At 31.9% G+C, this 16,621-nt stretch carries 15 protein-coding genes; 3 read left to right on the top strand and 12 right to left on the bottom strand.

Annotated features, from left to right (window positions below; all coding sequences use genetic code 11):
• The 8 genes from hypE to ACREV6_RS10065 form a co-directional block, all read right to left on the bottom strand.
• Positions 1 to 1,008 (bottom strand): hydrogenase expression/formation protein HypE, encoded by a 1,008-nt coding sequence (gene hypE, locus ACREV6_RS10100; protein WP_431577884.1) that lies wholly within the window; start codon positions 1,006 to 1,008, stop codon positions 1 to 3.
• Positions 1,009 to 1,068: 60 nt separating this feature from the next.
• Complete coding sequence (hypD, locus tag ACREV6_RS10095; RefSeq protein ID WP_431577883.1) at positions 1,069 to 2,160, bottom strand: hydrogenase formation protein HypD; 1,092 nt, start codon at positions 2,158 to 2,160, stop codon at positions 1,069 to 1,071.
• Positions 2,147 to 2,371 carry a HypC/HybG/HupF family hydrogenase formation chaperone gene (locus tag ACREV6_RS10090; RefSeq protein ID WP_431578256.1) on the bottom strand — a complete coding sequence of 75 codons (225 nt, stop codon included), beginning with the start codon at positions 2,369 to 2,371 and terminating at the stop codon, positions 2,147 to 2,149. The genes hypD and ACREV6_RS10090 overlap by 14 nt, the downstream gene beginning before the upstream one ends.
• Positions 2,372 to 2,535: 164 nt before the next feature.
• A complete protein-coding gene (hypF, locus tag ACREV6_RS10085; protein WP_431577882.1) occupies positions 2,536 to 4,809 on the bottom strand; it encodes a carbamoyltransferase HypF in 2,274 nt (757 codons plus the stop codon).
• Positions 4,810 to 5,032: 223 nt separating this feature from the next.
• Complete coding sequence (locus ACREV6_RS10080) at positions 5,033 to 6,379, bottom strand: pyridoxal-phosphate dependent enzyme (RefSeq protein WP_431577881.1); 1,347 nt, start codon at positions 6,377 to 6,379, stop codon at positions 5,033 to 5,035.
• Between the two features lie 336 nt (positions 6,380 to 6,715).
• On the bottom strand, positions 6,716 to 7,186 hold the full coding sequence (gene ybaK, locus ACREV6_RS10075) for a Cys-tRNA(Pro) deacylase (RefSeq protein WP_431577880.1): 471 nt from the start codon (positions 7,184 to 7,186) through the stop codon (positions 6,716 to 6,718).
• A gap of 159 nt (positions 7,187 to 7,345) precedes the next feature.
• Positions 7,346 to 8,422: a dipeptide epimerase gene (locus tag ACREV6_RS10070; RefSeq protein WP_431577879.1), complete on the bottom strand. Its 1,077-nt coding sequence runs from the start codon at positions 8,420 to 8,422 to the stop codon at positions 7,346 to 7,348.
• A 28-nt stretch (positions 8,423 to 8,450) separates the two neighbouring features.
• A complete protein-coding gene (locus ACREV6_RS10065) occupies positions 8,451 to 9,227 on the bottom strand; it encodes a serine hydrolase (protein ID WP_431577878.1) in 777 nt (258 codons plus the stop codon).
• Between the two features lie 404 nt (positions 9,228 to 9,631).
• Between ACREV6_RS10065 and ACREV6_RS10060 the strand changes: the two genes are divergently transcribed.
• The 3 genes from ACREV6_RS10060 to ACREV6_RS10050 all read left to right on the top strand — a co-directional run bounded on the left by ACREV6_RS10060 (position 9,632) and on the right by ACREV6_RS10050 (position 13,533).
• Positions 9,632 to 9,997 carry a hypothetical protein gene (locus ACREV6_RS10060; RefSeq protein WP_431577877.1) on the top strand — a complete coding sequence of 122 codons (366 nt, stop codon included), beginning with the start codon at positions 9,632 to 9,634 and terminating at the stop codon, positions 9,995 to 9,997.
• 284 nt (positions 9,998 to 10,281) lie between these two features.
• On the top strand, positions 10,282 to 11,409 hold the full coding sequence (locus ACREV6_RS10055; protein WP_431577876.1) for an amidohydrolase: 1,128 nt from the start codon (positions 10,282 to 10,284) through the stop codon (positions 11,407 to 11,409).
• 156 nt (positions 11,410 to 11,565) lie between these two features.
• The gene (locus tag ACREV6_RS10050; RefSeq protein ID WP_431577875.1) at positions 11,566 to 13,533 is read left to right on the top strand and encodes a PAS domain-containing sensor histidine kinase; all 1,968 of its coding nucleotides are present in this window, start codon (positions 11,566 to 11,568) and stop codon (positions 13,531 to 13,533) included.
• A gap of 82 nt (positions 13,534 to 13,615) precedes the next feature.
• Here ACREV6_RS10050 and yjeM read toward each other — a convergent pair whose 3' ends face one another.
• From yjeM to ACREV6_RS10030, 4 genes are all read right to left on the bottom strand, one after another.
• Positions 13,616 to 15,118 (bottom strand): glutamate/gamma-aminobutyrate family transporter YjeM, encoded by a 1,503-nt coding sequence (yjeM, locus tag ACREV6_RS10045; RefSeq protein ID WP_431577874.1) that lies wholly within the window; start codon positions 15,116 to 15,118, stop codon positions 13,616 to 13,618.
• A 170-nt stretch (positions 15,119 to 15,288) separates the two neighbouring features.
• Positions 15,289 to 15,465: a small, acid-soluble spore protein, alpha/beta type gene (locus ACREV6_RS10040; protein WP_431577873.1), complete on the bottom strand. Its 177-nt coding sequence runs from the start codon at positions 15,463 to 15,465 to the stop codon at positions 15,289 to 15,291.
• Positions 15,466 to 15,601: 136 nt separating this feature from the next.
• Positions 15,602 to 16,396 carry an ornithine cyclodeaminase family protein gene (locus ACREV6_RS10035; protein ID WP_431578255.1) on the bottom strand — a complete coding sequence of 265 codons (795 nt, stop codon included), beginning with the start codon at positions 16,394 to 16,396 and terminating at the stop codon, positions 15,602 to 15,604.
• Positions 16,397 to 16,414: 18 nt separating this feature from the next.
• Positions 16,415 to 16,591: a hypothetical protein gene (locus ACREV6_RS10030; RefSeq protein WP_431577872.1), complete on the bottom strand. Its 177-nt coding sequence runs from the start codon at positions 16,589 to 16,591 to the stop codon at positions 16,415 to 16,417.
• Positions 16,592 to 16,621 lie beyond the last annotated feature (30 nt).

The raw sequence follows: 16,621 nt of genomic DNA, 5'->3' as shown, positions 1-16,621 counted from the left end.
CTAACATATTCTTGGAAGCTGAATTCCAGATGGCATATCAACTAGTCTTTTTCCACCCACCACTGTGTTTAAATAAACTTTTTGCCCCAGCTCTCCAGTAACTTTCCCTATAATTGCTGCTTGAAGACCAAGCGGGTGCTCACGCATTGCACTCAGTACCTTTTGCGCATAGGCTTCTGGTACAAAAACACAAAGTTTTCCTTCGTTGGCAATATATAATGGATCAAGTCCCAGAATCTCAGTTGCACCTTTTACTTCTTCTTTTAATGGTATAGCATTTTCCTCAAGAGCTATAGTTACATTGCTAAACTCACTGATTTCATTAAGTACCGCTGCTATTCCACCTCTTGTAGCATCACGAATAACATGGATTCCATGATACGCTTCAAGCATTGTATCTACTAAGGAATTCAAGGAGGCACAATCACTTTTTAAATTCCCTTCCAGACCAAGTTTATTTCGCGCGCACATTATGGTCATACCATGGTCTCCTAGTGTTCCATTTACTATTATTACATCTCCCGGTCTTGCATTGGCACAATTAATATTTACATTTTCATAAATTCTACCAATACCAGAAGTGTTAATATAAATTCCATCCACATTGCCTTTTTCCACAACTTTTGTGTCTCCAGTTACAATTTTTACCCTAGCTCTCCTGGCTTCTTCTGCCATAGACTTCACAATCTCTTCTAATTTTTCAATAGAGAAGCCCTCTTCTATAATAAAAGCACTTGTTAGGTAAAGTGGTTTTGCTCCACTTACGGCTATATCATTTACAGTACCGCAAACTGCTAATTTACCAATATTACCACCATTAAAAAATATTGGATTTACTACAAAAGAATCCGTAGTAAAAGCAAGTTTTTTAAAATCTATATCTATTTGAGCTGCATCATTCATCTGATTTAAAATATCATTATTAAAATATTTAAAAAACACTTCATTAATCAATTTATTAGTTTGTACGCCGCCACTTCCGTGACTTAGAGTTATCTTGCCTTTCATTCGAAGCCCTCCTGTATTCTCCTTATAATCACATAACCATTATCAATTTTTACGCTCCTGTTATTTAGTGTCTTTGTGGTATCTATAATATGCAGCACAGGTACCTTCTGATGAAACCATGCAGGAACCAACTGGATTTTCTGGATTGCAAATTTTTTTGAAAAGTGGACAATCTATTGGTTTAATTTTCCCTTTTAGTATTTCTCCACATTTGCAGCGTGGACTACCATCATATTCTTCATAATTTATATTAAAATGCTTAATTGCATCAAAATGTTCATACTTACTATTAAACTCCAAGCCACTTCCACATATTCTACCAATTCCTCTCCAACTACTATCCACAATATCAAAAACACTATTTAAATATTCCAAAGCATATATGTTACCCTCAGTTTTAACTATTCTTTTATATTCATTGTAAATCCTATAATCCTTTTTACTTATTAAGCTTACTAATGTATTTAAACCTTGAAGTATATCTAGTGGTTCGAACCCTGTAACTACGGCAGGTATATTATAATCTCTACTCAAAAGTTCATAGGGTTTTGTGCCAATAATTGCACAAACATGCCCAGGTAGTAAAAAACCATCTATTTTCAATTCCACATCTTGAACTAGTACTTCCATAGCTGGTGGAACAATTTTATGGGCCACAAAAAAGAATAAATTACTTATATTATTTTTTTTAGCCTCTATAGCAGTAATTGCTGCCATAGGAGCCGTAGTTTCAAAACCCACTGACAAAAATACTATCTTTTTAGAAGGGTTTTGTGAAGCCATTTGGAGGCAATCCATAGGTGAATATACTATTCTTACATCTGCACCTTCTGCCTTTTTCACACTTAGTGACCCTTTTTTTCCGGGAACTTTCATCATATCCCCAAAGGTTGCAATAATTACATCCACCTTTTCAGAAAGTGTTATTGCTGTATCTATATAGCTTTGCGGTGTGACACAAACAGGACAACCTGGACCGGATATCAGATTTATATTGACAGGAAGAACATCCCTAATACCATATCTGAATATAGCCATAGTATGAGTACCACAAACCTCCATAATGTTTATCTTTTCTGTATTAATATTATTTAACTTTTCAACTAGTTTTTTAGAGCATTCGCTATTTCTGAATTCGTCAACAAATTTCATTTTCTATAAGCTCCTTGAAGATATCTAAGGTTATTTTTGCCTCTTCTTCATCTATCATTTGAATTGCACAACCCGCATGCACAAGTACATATTCATTCACATCTACAGATGGCACTAGATGCATATATACTTCTCTTCTCATATTTCCAACCTCAACAATACCTCTATTTCCGTCTAAACTTAAAACCTTTCCTGGAATTGCTAGACACATTTCCCTTCCTCCTTTTTCTTCTTTCATTTAAGTGTATTATCCAAATACTTACTTCATACATTAATAACATAGGAGCTACCACTACAATAACTATAAAACTGTATTAAACATCTAAATAATTACATTAATATAGCCTAAATTAAAAAAATGGATTTACGATTTCATCAATTATTTCCAATAATTGCATTAGCTATAATTATCTGCCCAATCGCTACACCTCCATCATTAGAAGGTAAATCTTTATGAGTATAAACTCCAAAATTATTTCTTTTGAGATTGCAACATATTTTCTCTAATAAAAAAGAATTTTGAAAAACACCTCCACTCAAAACAACTTCATTTATACCTACCTCTTCTCTAATTCGCAGGCAAACACTGACAGTTAAATTAACAATAGTATTTTGAAATTTTGAAGCAATAATTCTACCTGATACGCCCTTTTTTTTATCATTTAAAGCCTCAATAATCATTTCATAGGCCTGTATAATATACATATCCTGTTTTAACACTTTATAAGTGTATGATTCTTCAATATCCATATCTGATATAGCTTCAAGTTCAATGGACGCCTGCCCTTCATAGGTAACCACCTCTGAAATCCCAATTATATTTGCCATAGCATCAAAAAGCCTTCCCATACTGGAGGTCTTTGGACAATTGATATTTGAATTTAAAATATTCATTAAATCAATACCTTTTTTACCGTATAACTCAAATATAATGTCATTAACTTCATTTTTACTGCTTAGTGCACTTAAAGCCTTATAAACATAAGAAACTCCCATTGTCCAGGGTTCCTTAATAGCTTTTTGACCTCCAGGCATTTTTATATAATCAAGATGAGCTACCCTTGTAAATCCAAGACGGTCACAAATAAAAAATTCTCCACCCCATATTTTTCCATCAGTGCCATAACCAGTTCCATCAAAACAAACTCCAATAACCTTTGCATCTAAATTATTTTCAAACATGCAACTAACTATGTGGGCATGATGATGCTGAACCCCTATCTTAGGCAAATCATATTCTAGTGCATACACAGTTGACATATATCCTGGATGCATATCATGGGCTATAAATTGGGGAGAAAAAGAAAATATCTTTTTAAAATGCTCAACATTTTTTTTATAGTGTTCAAAAGTCTCTAAATTTTCTAGATCACCATTAAATTGACTTAAAAACAAAGACCCCTCTTTACTTATGCAGAAAGTATTTTTCATGTTAGGGCCACAAGCTAAGATATTTCTAGTATTATTCCATTTAAAAGGTTCAGGTACAAAGCCTCGAGCTCTCCTTATGATTGTTTGTTGTTTGTCTACAACCTTTAAAACAGAGTCATCAACTGGCACATATATTTCACGGTTATGCATGAGAAAATAATCTACGATACCTGTAAGTCCTACTCTTGCAGAACTGTCTTTATACTCTATAGGTAAACCATTAATATTTGCACTAGTCATAATAAGCACCTTAAGTTTTGCTGAAAACAATAAAATATGAATAGGTGTGTAGGTCAGCATTACTCCCAATGTTTTTTGATTAGGTGCAATGTTTCCAGGTAAATCATAACTTTCCTTTTGATTTAAAATAACAATTGGTTTTTTTATCCCAGTTAATATTTTTTCTTCTAGCTGTGACACTCTACAATGACTCTTTACTGTTTCTATATCCTTTATCATAACCGCAAAAGGCTTAAAGGGTCTTTTTTTCCGCTTCCTTAAATTATCCACTGCAGTTTCATTTAATCCATCGCAGGCAAGATGAAACCCGCCTAGACCTTTTATGGCAAATATCTTCCCTTCACAAAGCTGTTTTTGAGCAAAGTCTATAGGATCATCTATATCCAGTCTATTACCTTTAGAATCTTCTAGCCAAAGCTCCGGACCACATGACCTGCAAGCATTTGGTTGTGCATGAAACCTCCTATTTGTAGGATCTAAATATTCACTATTACATTTTTCGCACATTTTAAATTCACTCATTGTAGTAAGTCCCCTATCGTAAGGCAATTCTTTAATTATAGAAAACCTGGGACCACAATTTGTACAATTAGTAAAAGCATAGCCTTGCCTTCTATTATTTAAATTCAGTATATCTTCTGTGCAATCACTACAAGTAGCTATATCAGGGGATATAAAAGTGATTTTATCTAAACTCACCTGGCTTTCTTTAATTTCAAAACTAGAATAATTTAAGACACTACCAGATTTTATTGTTATTTTTTCTATTCTAGCAAGAGGAAGCGTATTATTTTTAAGAGCTTTTAAAAACCTATCTATATCTTCCTCAAATCCCTCAACATCTATATAAACTCCTTGAGAGTTATTATTCACCCAGCCTTTTAACCCAAAATCTTTTGCTAGATTATATACAAATGGACGGAAGCCTACACCTTGAACTATTCCTTCAACCACAATAAAACTTCTCTTTTTATCCATAATACACATCCCTCATATGATTTTGAGTTCTCAAAATTTATACTCATCGCATAACTTAAGCTAAAATAGCAAGATATGCAACAGTGTCCATTTAATATATGTATTTTGGTCCTTTATTATATCTGTAACAAAAAAAATAGTGAATAGATAGCTATTTCACACTATCTATTCACTATTTCTAATACTCTATTTAAATATATTTCACTAATTTCAACCTCTTAGATTAATCCATTGGATGGTTATAAATCATACGATCATATACATGGTTAAATCCCATCTTACGATAAAGATTTTTCGCACGCTTATTATCAAGATCTACGTGAAGTGACAGATTACCATCTGTAAGTTCTATTGCCCGCCCAATCAGTTCTGATGCCACACCACGTCCTTTATTACCGGGTTTAACACCAATATAAGCTAAATGATAAGTGGAAATAAACGTCTCAAATCCCATATTTACAACAATACAGATACCTTGTTCTTCTCCATTTCGTTTGGCTATTAACAAAAATCCTTCCTTCATAGCCTTTTCTATAGCATCTACGGTCTCTCCCACTGAATCATTATAAGCTGCTAGCCAAGTTCGTGTCATCTCCAGTAAATCATCTTTGTTTTTATCATCAAAACTTGTAATTTCACATACTTCAACTTCACTTCTTGCATCGTTCAGAATAATTAAATGCTTTCCATTTTTAAGCAACCCTTGTTGCGCTTTCTTGATAAAGGCTGCCATTGCATACGCTTCTTTCCTTGAAATAACAACGCCCTCTGTTTCACGTAGCATAGTAACTGCCTGCTTGAGATCTTCTTCTTCAATGCCAAACATTTCGACACCAGTCTCCACAATAATTTTATTAATGCTTTCAACTATATCTGTATCTCTGCCTGGTGAATACAAAACTGTTTTTTTAGTGTTATTAGTTTCAATTTGTCTAATGTTCATTTTCCTAACATATTGATTGAGATCCTCTTGCCATGATGAACTAGCCCCACATAATAATTGAGGTATTTCACTCAATTCTTCATGTACCCAGCTTTTTATTAAGCCACTATAAATACTTGAAAGTGTATACCCAAATCCTAATTTAGTGGTTATAGTATCCACTTTAAAATCCATACGTTCCAAACATTCTTTAGTCATGTCCTCAAAGATGAGATGACTTATAATGGTGTTTAAATCCCATTCACAGGTCAAGTACATGTTGCTTTGCTCTGCTATATTTCTTAATTGGGGACGTGAAAAATTATCTTTTTTTTCTCGCAAATCTAGTAAAATATCTTTATCTAAACGAGATATTTTCCATTTTTCATTTTTGAACAGTGGAACCTTGACTTCAAGTTCTTTAAGTTTTGCAAATAGCATTACTGATTTTATGTAACTTTCAGAACCATCAACTAAAATTTGCTTAAAACCATTAGCAACAGCATCTTTTACTAAAACCTCTGAAATACGGTCATATTTATGTCCTGAAGGATTAGCTCCTTCAAGTTTCAAATATATCTCTCCGATATTTAATACTTTTTCTAATTTCTTTGCTCTCATTAACGGTGTTCTTCCACTTTTTCGCATAATCTCTCCTTCAAAATTTACTTATAAATAAATTCAAAAAAACTCTAACCTTTTTGTTAAATGTAGAGTGCTTGAACTTCAACTGTCTATCATATTTCACTATCTAACATAGTATGCCCTGTTTCTATTGCAGTTATAAAAATTTTTTTATGCATTTTTTCACCTTACTTAAAAGACTTCCAACAATCTAATCAGTTTTAAACACATCGTTGACTACAATCTCATCTACTGCAAATGCTTAATTTACTAAGTTTATCTTGTGTTAAGTATAACATTTTAAGTCGAAACCTGCAAACGCAAGGAAATTTATGTTATTATTTTCTTAAATTTATTAGTTTATTTTATCAAATCTTCAAATTCCCCTTCAACAATATCCTTTAACAAATTCGGATTAATTTCTATTTGAAATCCTATTTTCCCAGCACTTACAATTATGCTTTGTATCTCAAGAGCACTTTCATGGATAAATGTTCTATACTGTTTCTTCATACCTATAGGGGAACATCCTCCTCTAATATACCCAGTATAGTGTTGGAGTTCACTCAAATCTAACATTTCTATTGTCTTCTCGTTAGCTACTTTAGCTACTTTCTTAAAGTCTATTTCCTCTCTAACTGGAATTAGAAAAACATAAATACTTTTAGAAATCCCCTGGGTAACTAAAGTTTTATAGACATATTTTTCATCTCTACCCATCTTTTTTGACACAGATATTCCATCTATTTTATCATCTTTTACATCATAAGTTATAACATCATATTCTACCTTCATTTTATCTAACATTCGCATGGCATTTGTTTTTATCATTGTTTTCCCCTTTGTTTTTATGCATTTATCACAATATCAATTAACATAAGTCTCAATTTATTATAACCTTTTTCTTACCTTACGCACAATTCCCCTAAATATTATACAGAATATCAAAAAAATTAATTTAGCTATAACAATTTGGAGTATAGTTGTTATTTAATAATTTATAGATTGTATCCCTAGTCCTACTGCATCTGTAAGTATTATTTTAGATTCATTAAATATTGCGCCTCCATTTATTGGATCCCCACTGCATAGAACAGGACCATCCAAATCAATTTTAGTTATAATACTCTTTGCACAAGCTAAATGTACAGCAGCAGTTACACTTACCTTTGCTTCAAGCATACATCCTATCATACATTCAACTCCATAGATTTCTGCTAAGGAACATATTTTAAGAGCGTTATATATCCCACCTGTTTTCATAAGTTTTATATTTATAAAATCTGCAGCTCTCCTCTGCAGGATATTTAGTGCATCCATAGGAGAAAATACGCTTTCATCTGCTAAAACAGGTATATATACATTATCTGTTACAAATTTTAGTCCATCTATATCATGAGCTGAAACTGGTTGTTCTACAAACTCAATTTGTAGTCCTGCATCCTCCATTTTTCTTAATACATTTACAGCTTCCTTTGGCTTCCAACCTTGATTTGCATCAATTCTAAGATTAACATCATAACCTACAGTTCTTCTTATTGCTTTCAATCTTTCCATGTCTCGCAGGGAATCTTTTCCTACCTTTATTTTCAAAGTACTGTACCCTCTGTTTATAGCATCTAAACTATCCTTTGCCATTTCTTCTGGATCATTCACGCTGATAGTTATGTCAGTCAATATTTCACTTCTATACCCACCTAACAACTTGTATAGTGGTGCCCCGTATAACTGCCCATATAAATCATATAGCGCTATATCAACTGCGGCCTTTGCACTGGTGTTCTTTAAAATGCAACTTTGCAATTTTAACATTAGATCCTCAAAATTTTCTATTTTCATGCCAACTATAACTTTCTTTATATGATCTTCTATAGCTCCTATTATGGCTCCTGTAGTATCACCTGTTATAATCCCTGTTGGTGGTGCCTCGCCAAAACCTATATTACCTGTGTCAGTGTGTATTTCCACTATAACATCCTCCACACTATTTACAGTTCTTAAAGCAGTTTTAAATGGTGTTCTAAGCAGAACAGATATTCGTCCTATTTTTATATCAGTTATTTTCATGAAAATTCCTCCTTAAATTCCATTTACCTTATTTGTTATAAGCATTGTACACTAATTTTGATATCTTACCTATTATTTCTCGTCCATCTTTGTTGGTCTCTGTGTCGTTAGTTAGAATACAGATAATATAATCACAGCTATTAAGATATACTATACCAACATCATGTTCAAGGTTATATAGGTCGCCTGTTTTGTGGGCAACAATCACCTCTTCAGGCAAATAGAGTGTGATCCTTCCATCAACTTGCTGCCTTTTTAATATATCTATCATAATATTACTGTATTCTTCATTAAGTATTTTTTTATTATATAATAATTCAAAGAATATAGACATATCCTCTGCACAAGTTAAATTTTCTCTACCTGCTCTTGCCGCAGCTGAGTCCATCATTCTTCGCTGTAATTTTGTATGATTCATTCCAAGGTCCATAGCCATCTTATTAACATTTCCAATCCCAGCCCTATTAATAAGAATGTTAGCCGCTGTATTGTCACTTATAATAATCATTAAAATTAATATTTCTTTCAGAGTATATTTATTGTCATTATTTAATTCTTTTAGTATTCCATCGCCATCTGTTTTAATTTCCTCAGTTATTTTAATTGTTTCATCTAAAGAAATTTTTTTTTCTTTAACTTGTCTCAATATTTCTGCCATAATCACAAGCTTAATTGTACTTGCTGATGGAAATACCAGTTGTTCATTAAAATTTAGAATCTCATTAGTGCTGATATTTTTAATAGCTATACCAACATTACCCTTATTTTCATTAATTATTTTTTGAATAGCATTTTTTATCTCCATAAAAACCACCCTCAAATTTTGAAATATTGATTGCTCTTTTTCATTAAATATCTTAGATATTTAATATACCAAAAAAGCCCCAGTAAATGTACTCATTCACTGGGGCTTTTTTACAACAATGCTTTAGGTATCTGTATAAACAAAATACTGAAACTCCCACACCTAAAGAGAGTAGTCTTTCCGCACAAATTCTTTATAATTTAAAATTAATTATTCTTTTTCTTACATAATATACTGAAAATACAGAATAGTCAATCTTTGGCAAACTTATCATCGCCCCTCTATTTTTTACTGGCGCCTAAATAGGCTTGTTGAATTTTAGAGTTGCATTTACAAAAAACAGTAACACAAAATACTATTTCTCATATTAATATATTGTATAAAATGTTTATAAGGAGATATATATGGAAGATTATTCAATGAGGTCCAAGAAATCTAAAGATAAGGCAATGAATCAAATGATGGGTATGAAACCCATGACACACATGATGCCAATGAACCCTATGATGCATATGATGCATATGATGCACATGATGCAAATGTGTATGTGTCAAATGATGCAAATGATGCCTATGGATCAAATGATGGGCATGAAACCCATGATGCACATGATGCCTATGGATCAAAACATGGGTATGAATCCCATGATGCACATGATGCCTATGGATCAAAACATGGGTATGAATCCTATGATGCACATGATGCCTATGTGTCAAATGGGTATGAATCCTATGATGCATATGACAAATCAAGATGATATAGGAGAATAGTTTATTACTTAAATTAAAAGAAAGTAGTATAACCCAATGCTGTGCTTAAACTGCATTGGGTTATTTATATATATAATTGCTAGCTAGTGAATATAATTATTACAAAAATAAGCTTTCCCTCAGGTACCTGGCCTATTCCCCTTTTAACGATTTTATAGGATCTACAATGCTCCAATATTTTAGGTCAATCAAGTTATAACCATAGAAAAGTTGAAAAAATATTTAAAATGATCTATTATATTAATAATAATCTAACATAGCACATTATAAAGGGGTGAATAGTAATGAATAATCACAATCAGCTTCTGTGTATAAATTTAAGACATAAACTTCATGAAAATGCTGAGATTTCAGGACATGAAAATAAAACTATGGAGATTTTAATAGATTTCCTAAGAAATAATACTAATTTCAACATCGTTCTGAAAGATGGATATTTCATTGCAGAAAAAACAGCAAATAAAAATGTCATGAATATTGCCTTTAGAGCAGATATGGATGCTATTCCAATGTTAGAAACAATAGATATTCAATATAAATCTAATAATATAACAGCCGCTCATAAATGTGGGCATGATGGACATTGTGCAATACTCGCAGGCCTAGCATTAGAAATAGAAGAAAAACCAATAGAACATAAGAATATATTTTTATTATTTCAACCTTCTGAAGAAACAGGCGAAGGTGCTAAAAAAATAGTTCAAGATGGTTTTTTACAGGAAAATAAAATTGATGAAATATATTCACTGCATAATATTCCTGGTTATGAGCTGGGAAGCCTTATTTATAAAAGAGGTGTATTTGCTTGTGCTTCAAAAGGAATTATAATTAATTTAAAGGGAACTCCCTCTCATGCGGCTTATCCCGAGTTTGGAATAAACCCCTCATATGCCGCTGCTGATATTATTAATTTTTTAAATAGTAGTACTAGTTCCAGTATTTATAGTGGAATGGTTCTTTGCACTATCGTAAATATCAATATTGGAGAAAGGTCCTTTGGCACAGCTGCAGCCTCAGGTGAAATTTTATTAACATTACGAGGAGAAAATGAAGAAGATTTAATGAAACTTGAAAACAGCATATTATTATTTGTGAAGCAGTGCTGCAGGTTGCATAAAATAGACTTCAAAATTAGCTATTCTGATGAGTTTCCAGAAACAAGAAATCATGATATATGTATTAATAAAATACTAGAAGTGTGCACTAATAATAATTATACTTATGAAGAACTTCAGTATCCCTTTAGATGGTCTGAAGATTTTGGGTACTATTTAAAAAATATAAAAGGTGCAATGTTTGGCCTGGGTGATGGCAAATTACAGCCCCAACTTCATACCACTGATTATGATTTCCCAGATAGTATTATTAAAACAGGTGTGGATGTTTTCTACAGCATTGCAAAATTAAAATAAAAATATAGATTAGTCAAAATGAGCTTACTGCTTTCGAAAGTTATTTCTAAAGGTGTTAAATAGTGATAGAATTATAAAGTACGTTTAAACTAAAAATATAAATGCTGTTATTTTAAATAATTGATAAAGTTTATTTTTCTTTAGGAGGAGCCAATATTGAATAATTCAACATTAGATAAAGAAAATTATGAAAAGATGGTAAACTTAACTCCACAAATTTTATGTATCGCTTTTTTGGATGGTAGAATTAAATATGCAAATCCAGCTTTTAATAATGTTTTTGGATATAGTAATGATGAAGTAAAAGAGTTATATTTATTTTCTATTATACATCCGGCTGATAAAAACAGCCTAAATAATTCATTATTATTAGCTCATAAAGAGCGACAAAATATTATAAATTTAGAATCTAGATATAAGTGCAAGGCTGGCAATTACAAATGGATTTCATGGAATATAAAATTTGAGTGGGATGAAGGAATTATCTATGTAGCTGGCAGTGATATAAGTAATAAAATGGATCTTGAGCAAACAATATATGCTAGCAATGAAAAATTAAAGGCAATTATTGAAAATATATCTGAGGCCACGTTCATTTCTGATAAAAATGGTAACTATACAACATTTAATCGATCAGCCAGGGACATATTCCCCTCTACATTTCATAATTTCAGTAAAATAGGAGATAGTCTTAAAGAAAATAAATATTATGATATTGATGGCAACTTAATCCAACTCCAAGATATGCCCGGTTTTAGGATATTAAGAGGCGAGAAAATATTGGGGTATAGAGTGATGAAAATTAATGATAGTATTACTTTTTATAATATAAATGGCATTCCTATTTATGATGATAAGGGAAATTTTATTGCAGGAATACAGTGTTGGAATAACATTACAGAAACTGTGTTACATGAAGAAATATTGCAAAGTCAATTTGACCTTCTGCATACAACCATAGATACCCTTGATTTACCATTTATAAGATTATCATATCCTGATTTTAGTATAACTGACATTAACCAAAAGGCATTAAATATTATAGAGGGATTAAATCCTGAGATGAACTCTATTGATATTGTTAAAGGACAAAATTATGGAGATATCATTACCGAGTTTGATAAAACTGATGTTTTTTACCATTTTCAAATGATTAAGGAGAAGAAAGAAACATCCTACATAAAATATAAGGAGTTAATTGTCTTTGGAAAAAAAATATTCGTAAATGTATTATATCAACCAATACTTGGCCTGGAGGGTAACATCAAGCAAGTAATCGCAATTATAATTGATATAACTAAAGAAACTAGGGCTAAGCTACAACTGGAAAAGAACTTGAAAATGCAGGAAGAATTTTTCATAAACATTTCACATGAGATTAAAACTCCTTTAAATGTTATTTTTAGTACCACTCAACTATTTGGCTTATATGTAAAAAACAATTCCATAATAGAAAATCAAGACAATCTTGAAAAGTATATTAATGTTATAAAGCAAAACTGCAATAGGCAATTAAAACTAGTTAATAACTTAGTAGATTTATCCAAAATTGAATCTGGTTTTTTCAAGTTACATATGTCCAATGAAAATATAGTTAATGTTATTGATGACATTGTTCAATCCGTATCAGAATATGTTGAAAATAAGGGACTAAAGATTATTTTTGATACTGACATAGAGGAGAAAAATATTTCTTGTGACCCCACTAATATTGAAAGGGTTATGCTAAATCTTATTTCAAATGCAATTAAATTTTCTCTGGCTGGAGATGAAATTTCCGTAAATATACACGATAAAGTTGATAGTGTTGAAATATCTGTAAAAGATACGGGTATAGGAATTGAAACTGATTATTTAGATGTTATATTTGAAAGATTCAAGCAGGTTGATAAGTCACTATCTCGAAATGCTGAGGGAAGTGGTATAGGATTATGTCTTGTTAAATCAATTGTTGAACTACATGGTGGAAGGATAAATCTACAAAGTGAACTAGGAAAAGGCAGCAAATTTACAATAGAATTTCCAAACAGACTAGTAGCAGTTCCTTGTGACACAATTGAAAATAAAAGTATAAGAAGTGAACTTCAAACAATTAACATTGAGTTTTCTGATATTTATTCATAATATCTTAGCATGTGGATTACTTACTCTAAATGTTACAAAAACAAGCCAATGTCAAGTTTATTGATATTGGCTTGTTTTTTATTTAAATTTTATTCATGGTTTTCTTTTCATATCTGTTGTACATTGTTAACGCAACAATAGCAAAAAATAATGGTCCAGCAATGCTCCAAATTGTAGATGACAAATCTCCATCCATTGCAGGTTGTATTATTGTAAAGAAATTTGCAAATCCTACCGTGAAAGTAACAATAATACCCCAAATTAACGCACTACGGTAGGTTTTAAAAATTTCAAAGGATTTTTTAATATTTTTATTTTTCTTAAATGCAATAAATGCTATTGATATAAATACATAGGGAAGTGTCATTGCTACATTTGTCATTAATACTAATTTATTAAAAAATTTTGAAGCTGCTTCCCCACCAAAAGATAATAGTAATACCATCACAACTACTGCTATACATTGAATCCACATGGCATTATGCGGCATTCCGTCTTTAATTTCTCCCATTTTCCCAGGCCATAACTCCTTTGGAGTACCTTCAATTATTTGTTTTAATGGAGAATAAGCCAAGACAAAGAAAGCTCCCGTTAATGCTAAAACCATTGAGATTCCAACATATCTAGCCATCCAATCACCCATTGATACTGAGAAAACTTCACTACCTCTGAATACACGTGCTAATTGATATCCTAAATTATTCATTGTTACATACCCAACGTTACCCATATGTACTCCCTTTAGGGAAAGAACATTACCCCAGTTAGTAAATATACCAACCGTAAATATACCTATCGAGTACCCAACTGCAATAACTATTGAAGCAAAGATAATACCCTTTGGAAATGTTTTTTCTGCATTTTCGGTTTCATCTACTAATCCTCCAGCTACCTCTATTCCACCATAAGCAAATAGTGCGAATACTAAAAATGCAAATATAGAAATTGTGCTTTGATAACTAGGATTGGGTGACTTTAGCAATGATGAAACACTTTCAATAGGTTGTGCTAATCCACCGCCATTTCCTATTAAAACCGTTATTGCTCCAAATATTAATATAACATTTAGTAACATAACCGCAGCACCGCCCACCGAAGTTACCTTTCTAATTTTATCTAAGCCTTTAGTTGCTGTAAATGTTACACCCACTATCCATAAAACACCTAATACTCCTATTGTTTGTGTGGAATTTAATCCAAACAATGACCAGCTTGCAGTTGTATCTCTTCCAAATATAGCATTTGAAAACACAATCCATATTGCATTGGAAATATTAACCATCCACACTATATAAGAAGCATACCACATAAATGTTCCAACGAAGGCATACTTAGGACTTACTGATTTGGACATCCATGAATATATACCGCCTTTTTCTTTTCTAAAGGCTGCACCAAATTCACCTATCATTAGCGCAAAGGGAATGAAAAAAGTAATGCCTGATATTATATACCATGGAATGGCTCCATACCCCATTAAATAAAAGGATCTTGGAATATTATTAAATCCGAACACTGAAGTAAAAATCATTAAGACTAATGATATCAATGTTAATTTATTATTGCTTTTACTACTTGACTTCATTTTGTTCCTCCTTAGCATAATTATTAATGCATTGATTAATAATTATTGTTCTCTAATCCACAAAAATAATTCATCCTGTTTTAGGGCTATTTATTTATTTTTAAATCATCACTATAAAAAAGAAGAAGACTTGAGTTTAAACAAGTCTTACTTATAATCTTTAATAGGATTTACTTTTCATTAGAGGTTGTACCGGCATCTTTTGTAAAATTGCCACTTGTAGCTCCGCCAACACTACCACAGGTTTTCGAGGTATAATCACCCCAGTACCCATCCTCAGGTATTTTTACCCCCATAATTTTAGCTTGGTCAGTTTTACTTTTAGCCTTATCTATTTTATCATCCATAAAAACACCATCCTTTTATCCAATATAATATAAGATAGTATTTGCCTTTTATTACTAAGTTATGTAAGTTGTATTTTGTATCATCAAAAAAAAACAAAAACACTGATGTTTATCATCAGTGTTTTTGTTCCTTTGATTATAAATCTATAACCGTGCCTATGTTCATTTTTAATGCACAATTGTAAATATCATACGCAGTTACAACATCCATAACGGCTATACCTACTGTTTTATAAATGGTTATTTCATTATCATTTTTTCTTCCTTCAATCTTTCCTAGCAGAACTTCACCAATTTCTCCGTCTATTCTGCTTTTATCAATAATACCCTTATCTATTGGTATTATCAGATCTCCTGATTCTGAAAGAACTGCATCCTTAGAGTCAACAAATACTTTATCCGCATTTTTTATTGTATATTCATCTATTTCCTGCATAACCGGAGTGTACGAACCTACTGCATTTATGTGAGCACCTTTTTTTACAAATTTCCCATCAATAACAGGCATTTTTGAAGTTGTTACAGTTGTTATGATATCTGCATTTTCAATAGCTTCCTGTGTTGTTTTTGCAAAACTTATTTCTGTATCGAATTTAGCAAATTTTTCAGACATTCTTGTGCAAAACTCCTGTGACCTTTGTAAATTCATATCAAAGACTTTTACTGATTTAAGTTTTCGAACTGTTAACATTGCCTCTAACTGACATTCAGCTTGTCCGCCAGTACCTATTAGGGCTCCTTTTTCAGCATTTTTAACGGCAAGTACATCAGTGGCAGCACCAGAACCTGCTCCTGTTCTTAACTGCGTAAGATATGTGCCATCCATTATGCAACAGACGTCACCAGTTTTTCCATCCATCAGTATCATTTTTGCAGGTACTGAGGGGATTCCCTTTTCAACATTCTTTGGGAATACAGAAACTATCTTTATTCCTATACTATCTATGTCCTACACATAAGCTGGCATAAACAGACTTTGACCTGACAATTTGGGGATATCAATATTTGTTCTTAATGGAACCACACTTTTATTCTGTGAAAATAATTTAAAAGCGGTTTTATCCGAATCAATTGCATTTTTCATATTAAAAATATTTTCTATATCATGTTTTGTAAGTAATAACATTTTGTACCTCCTATATTGTTTATTTCAACC

Origin of the sequence: Clostridium sp. (assembly GCF_050717515.1) — a bacterium.
Classification (GTDB): domain Bacteria; phylum Bacillota; class Clostridia; order Clostridiales; family Clostridiaceae; genus Clostridium_AD.
Note: the sequence above shows the minus strand (reverse complement) of the source record. Positions and strands in the feature narration are given on the sequence as shown.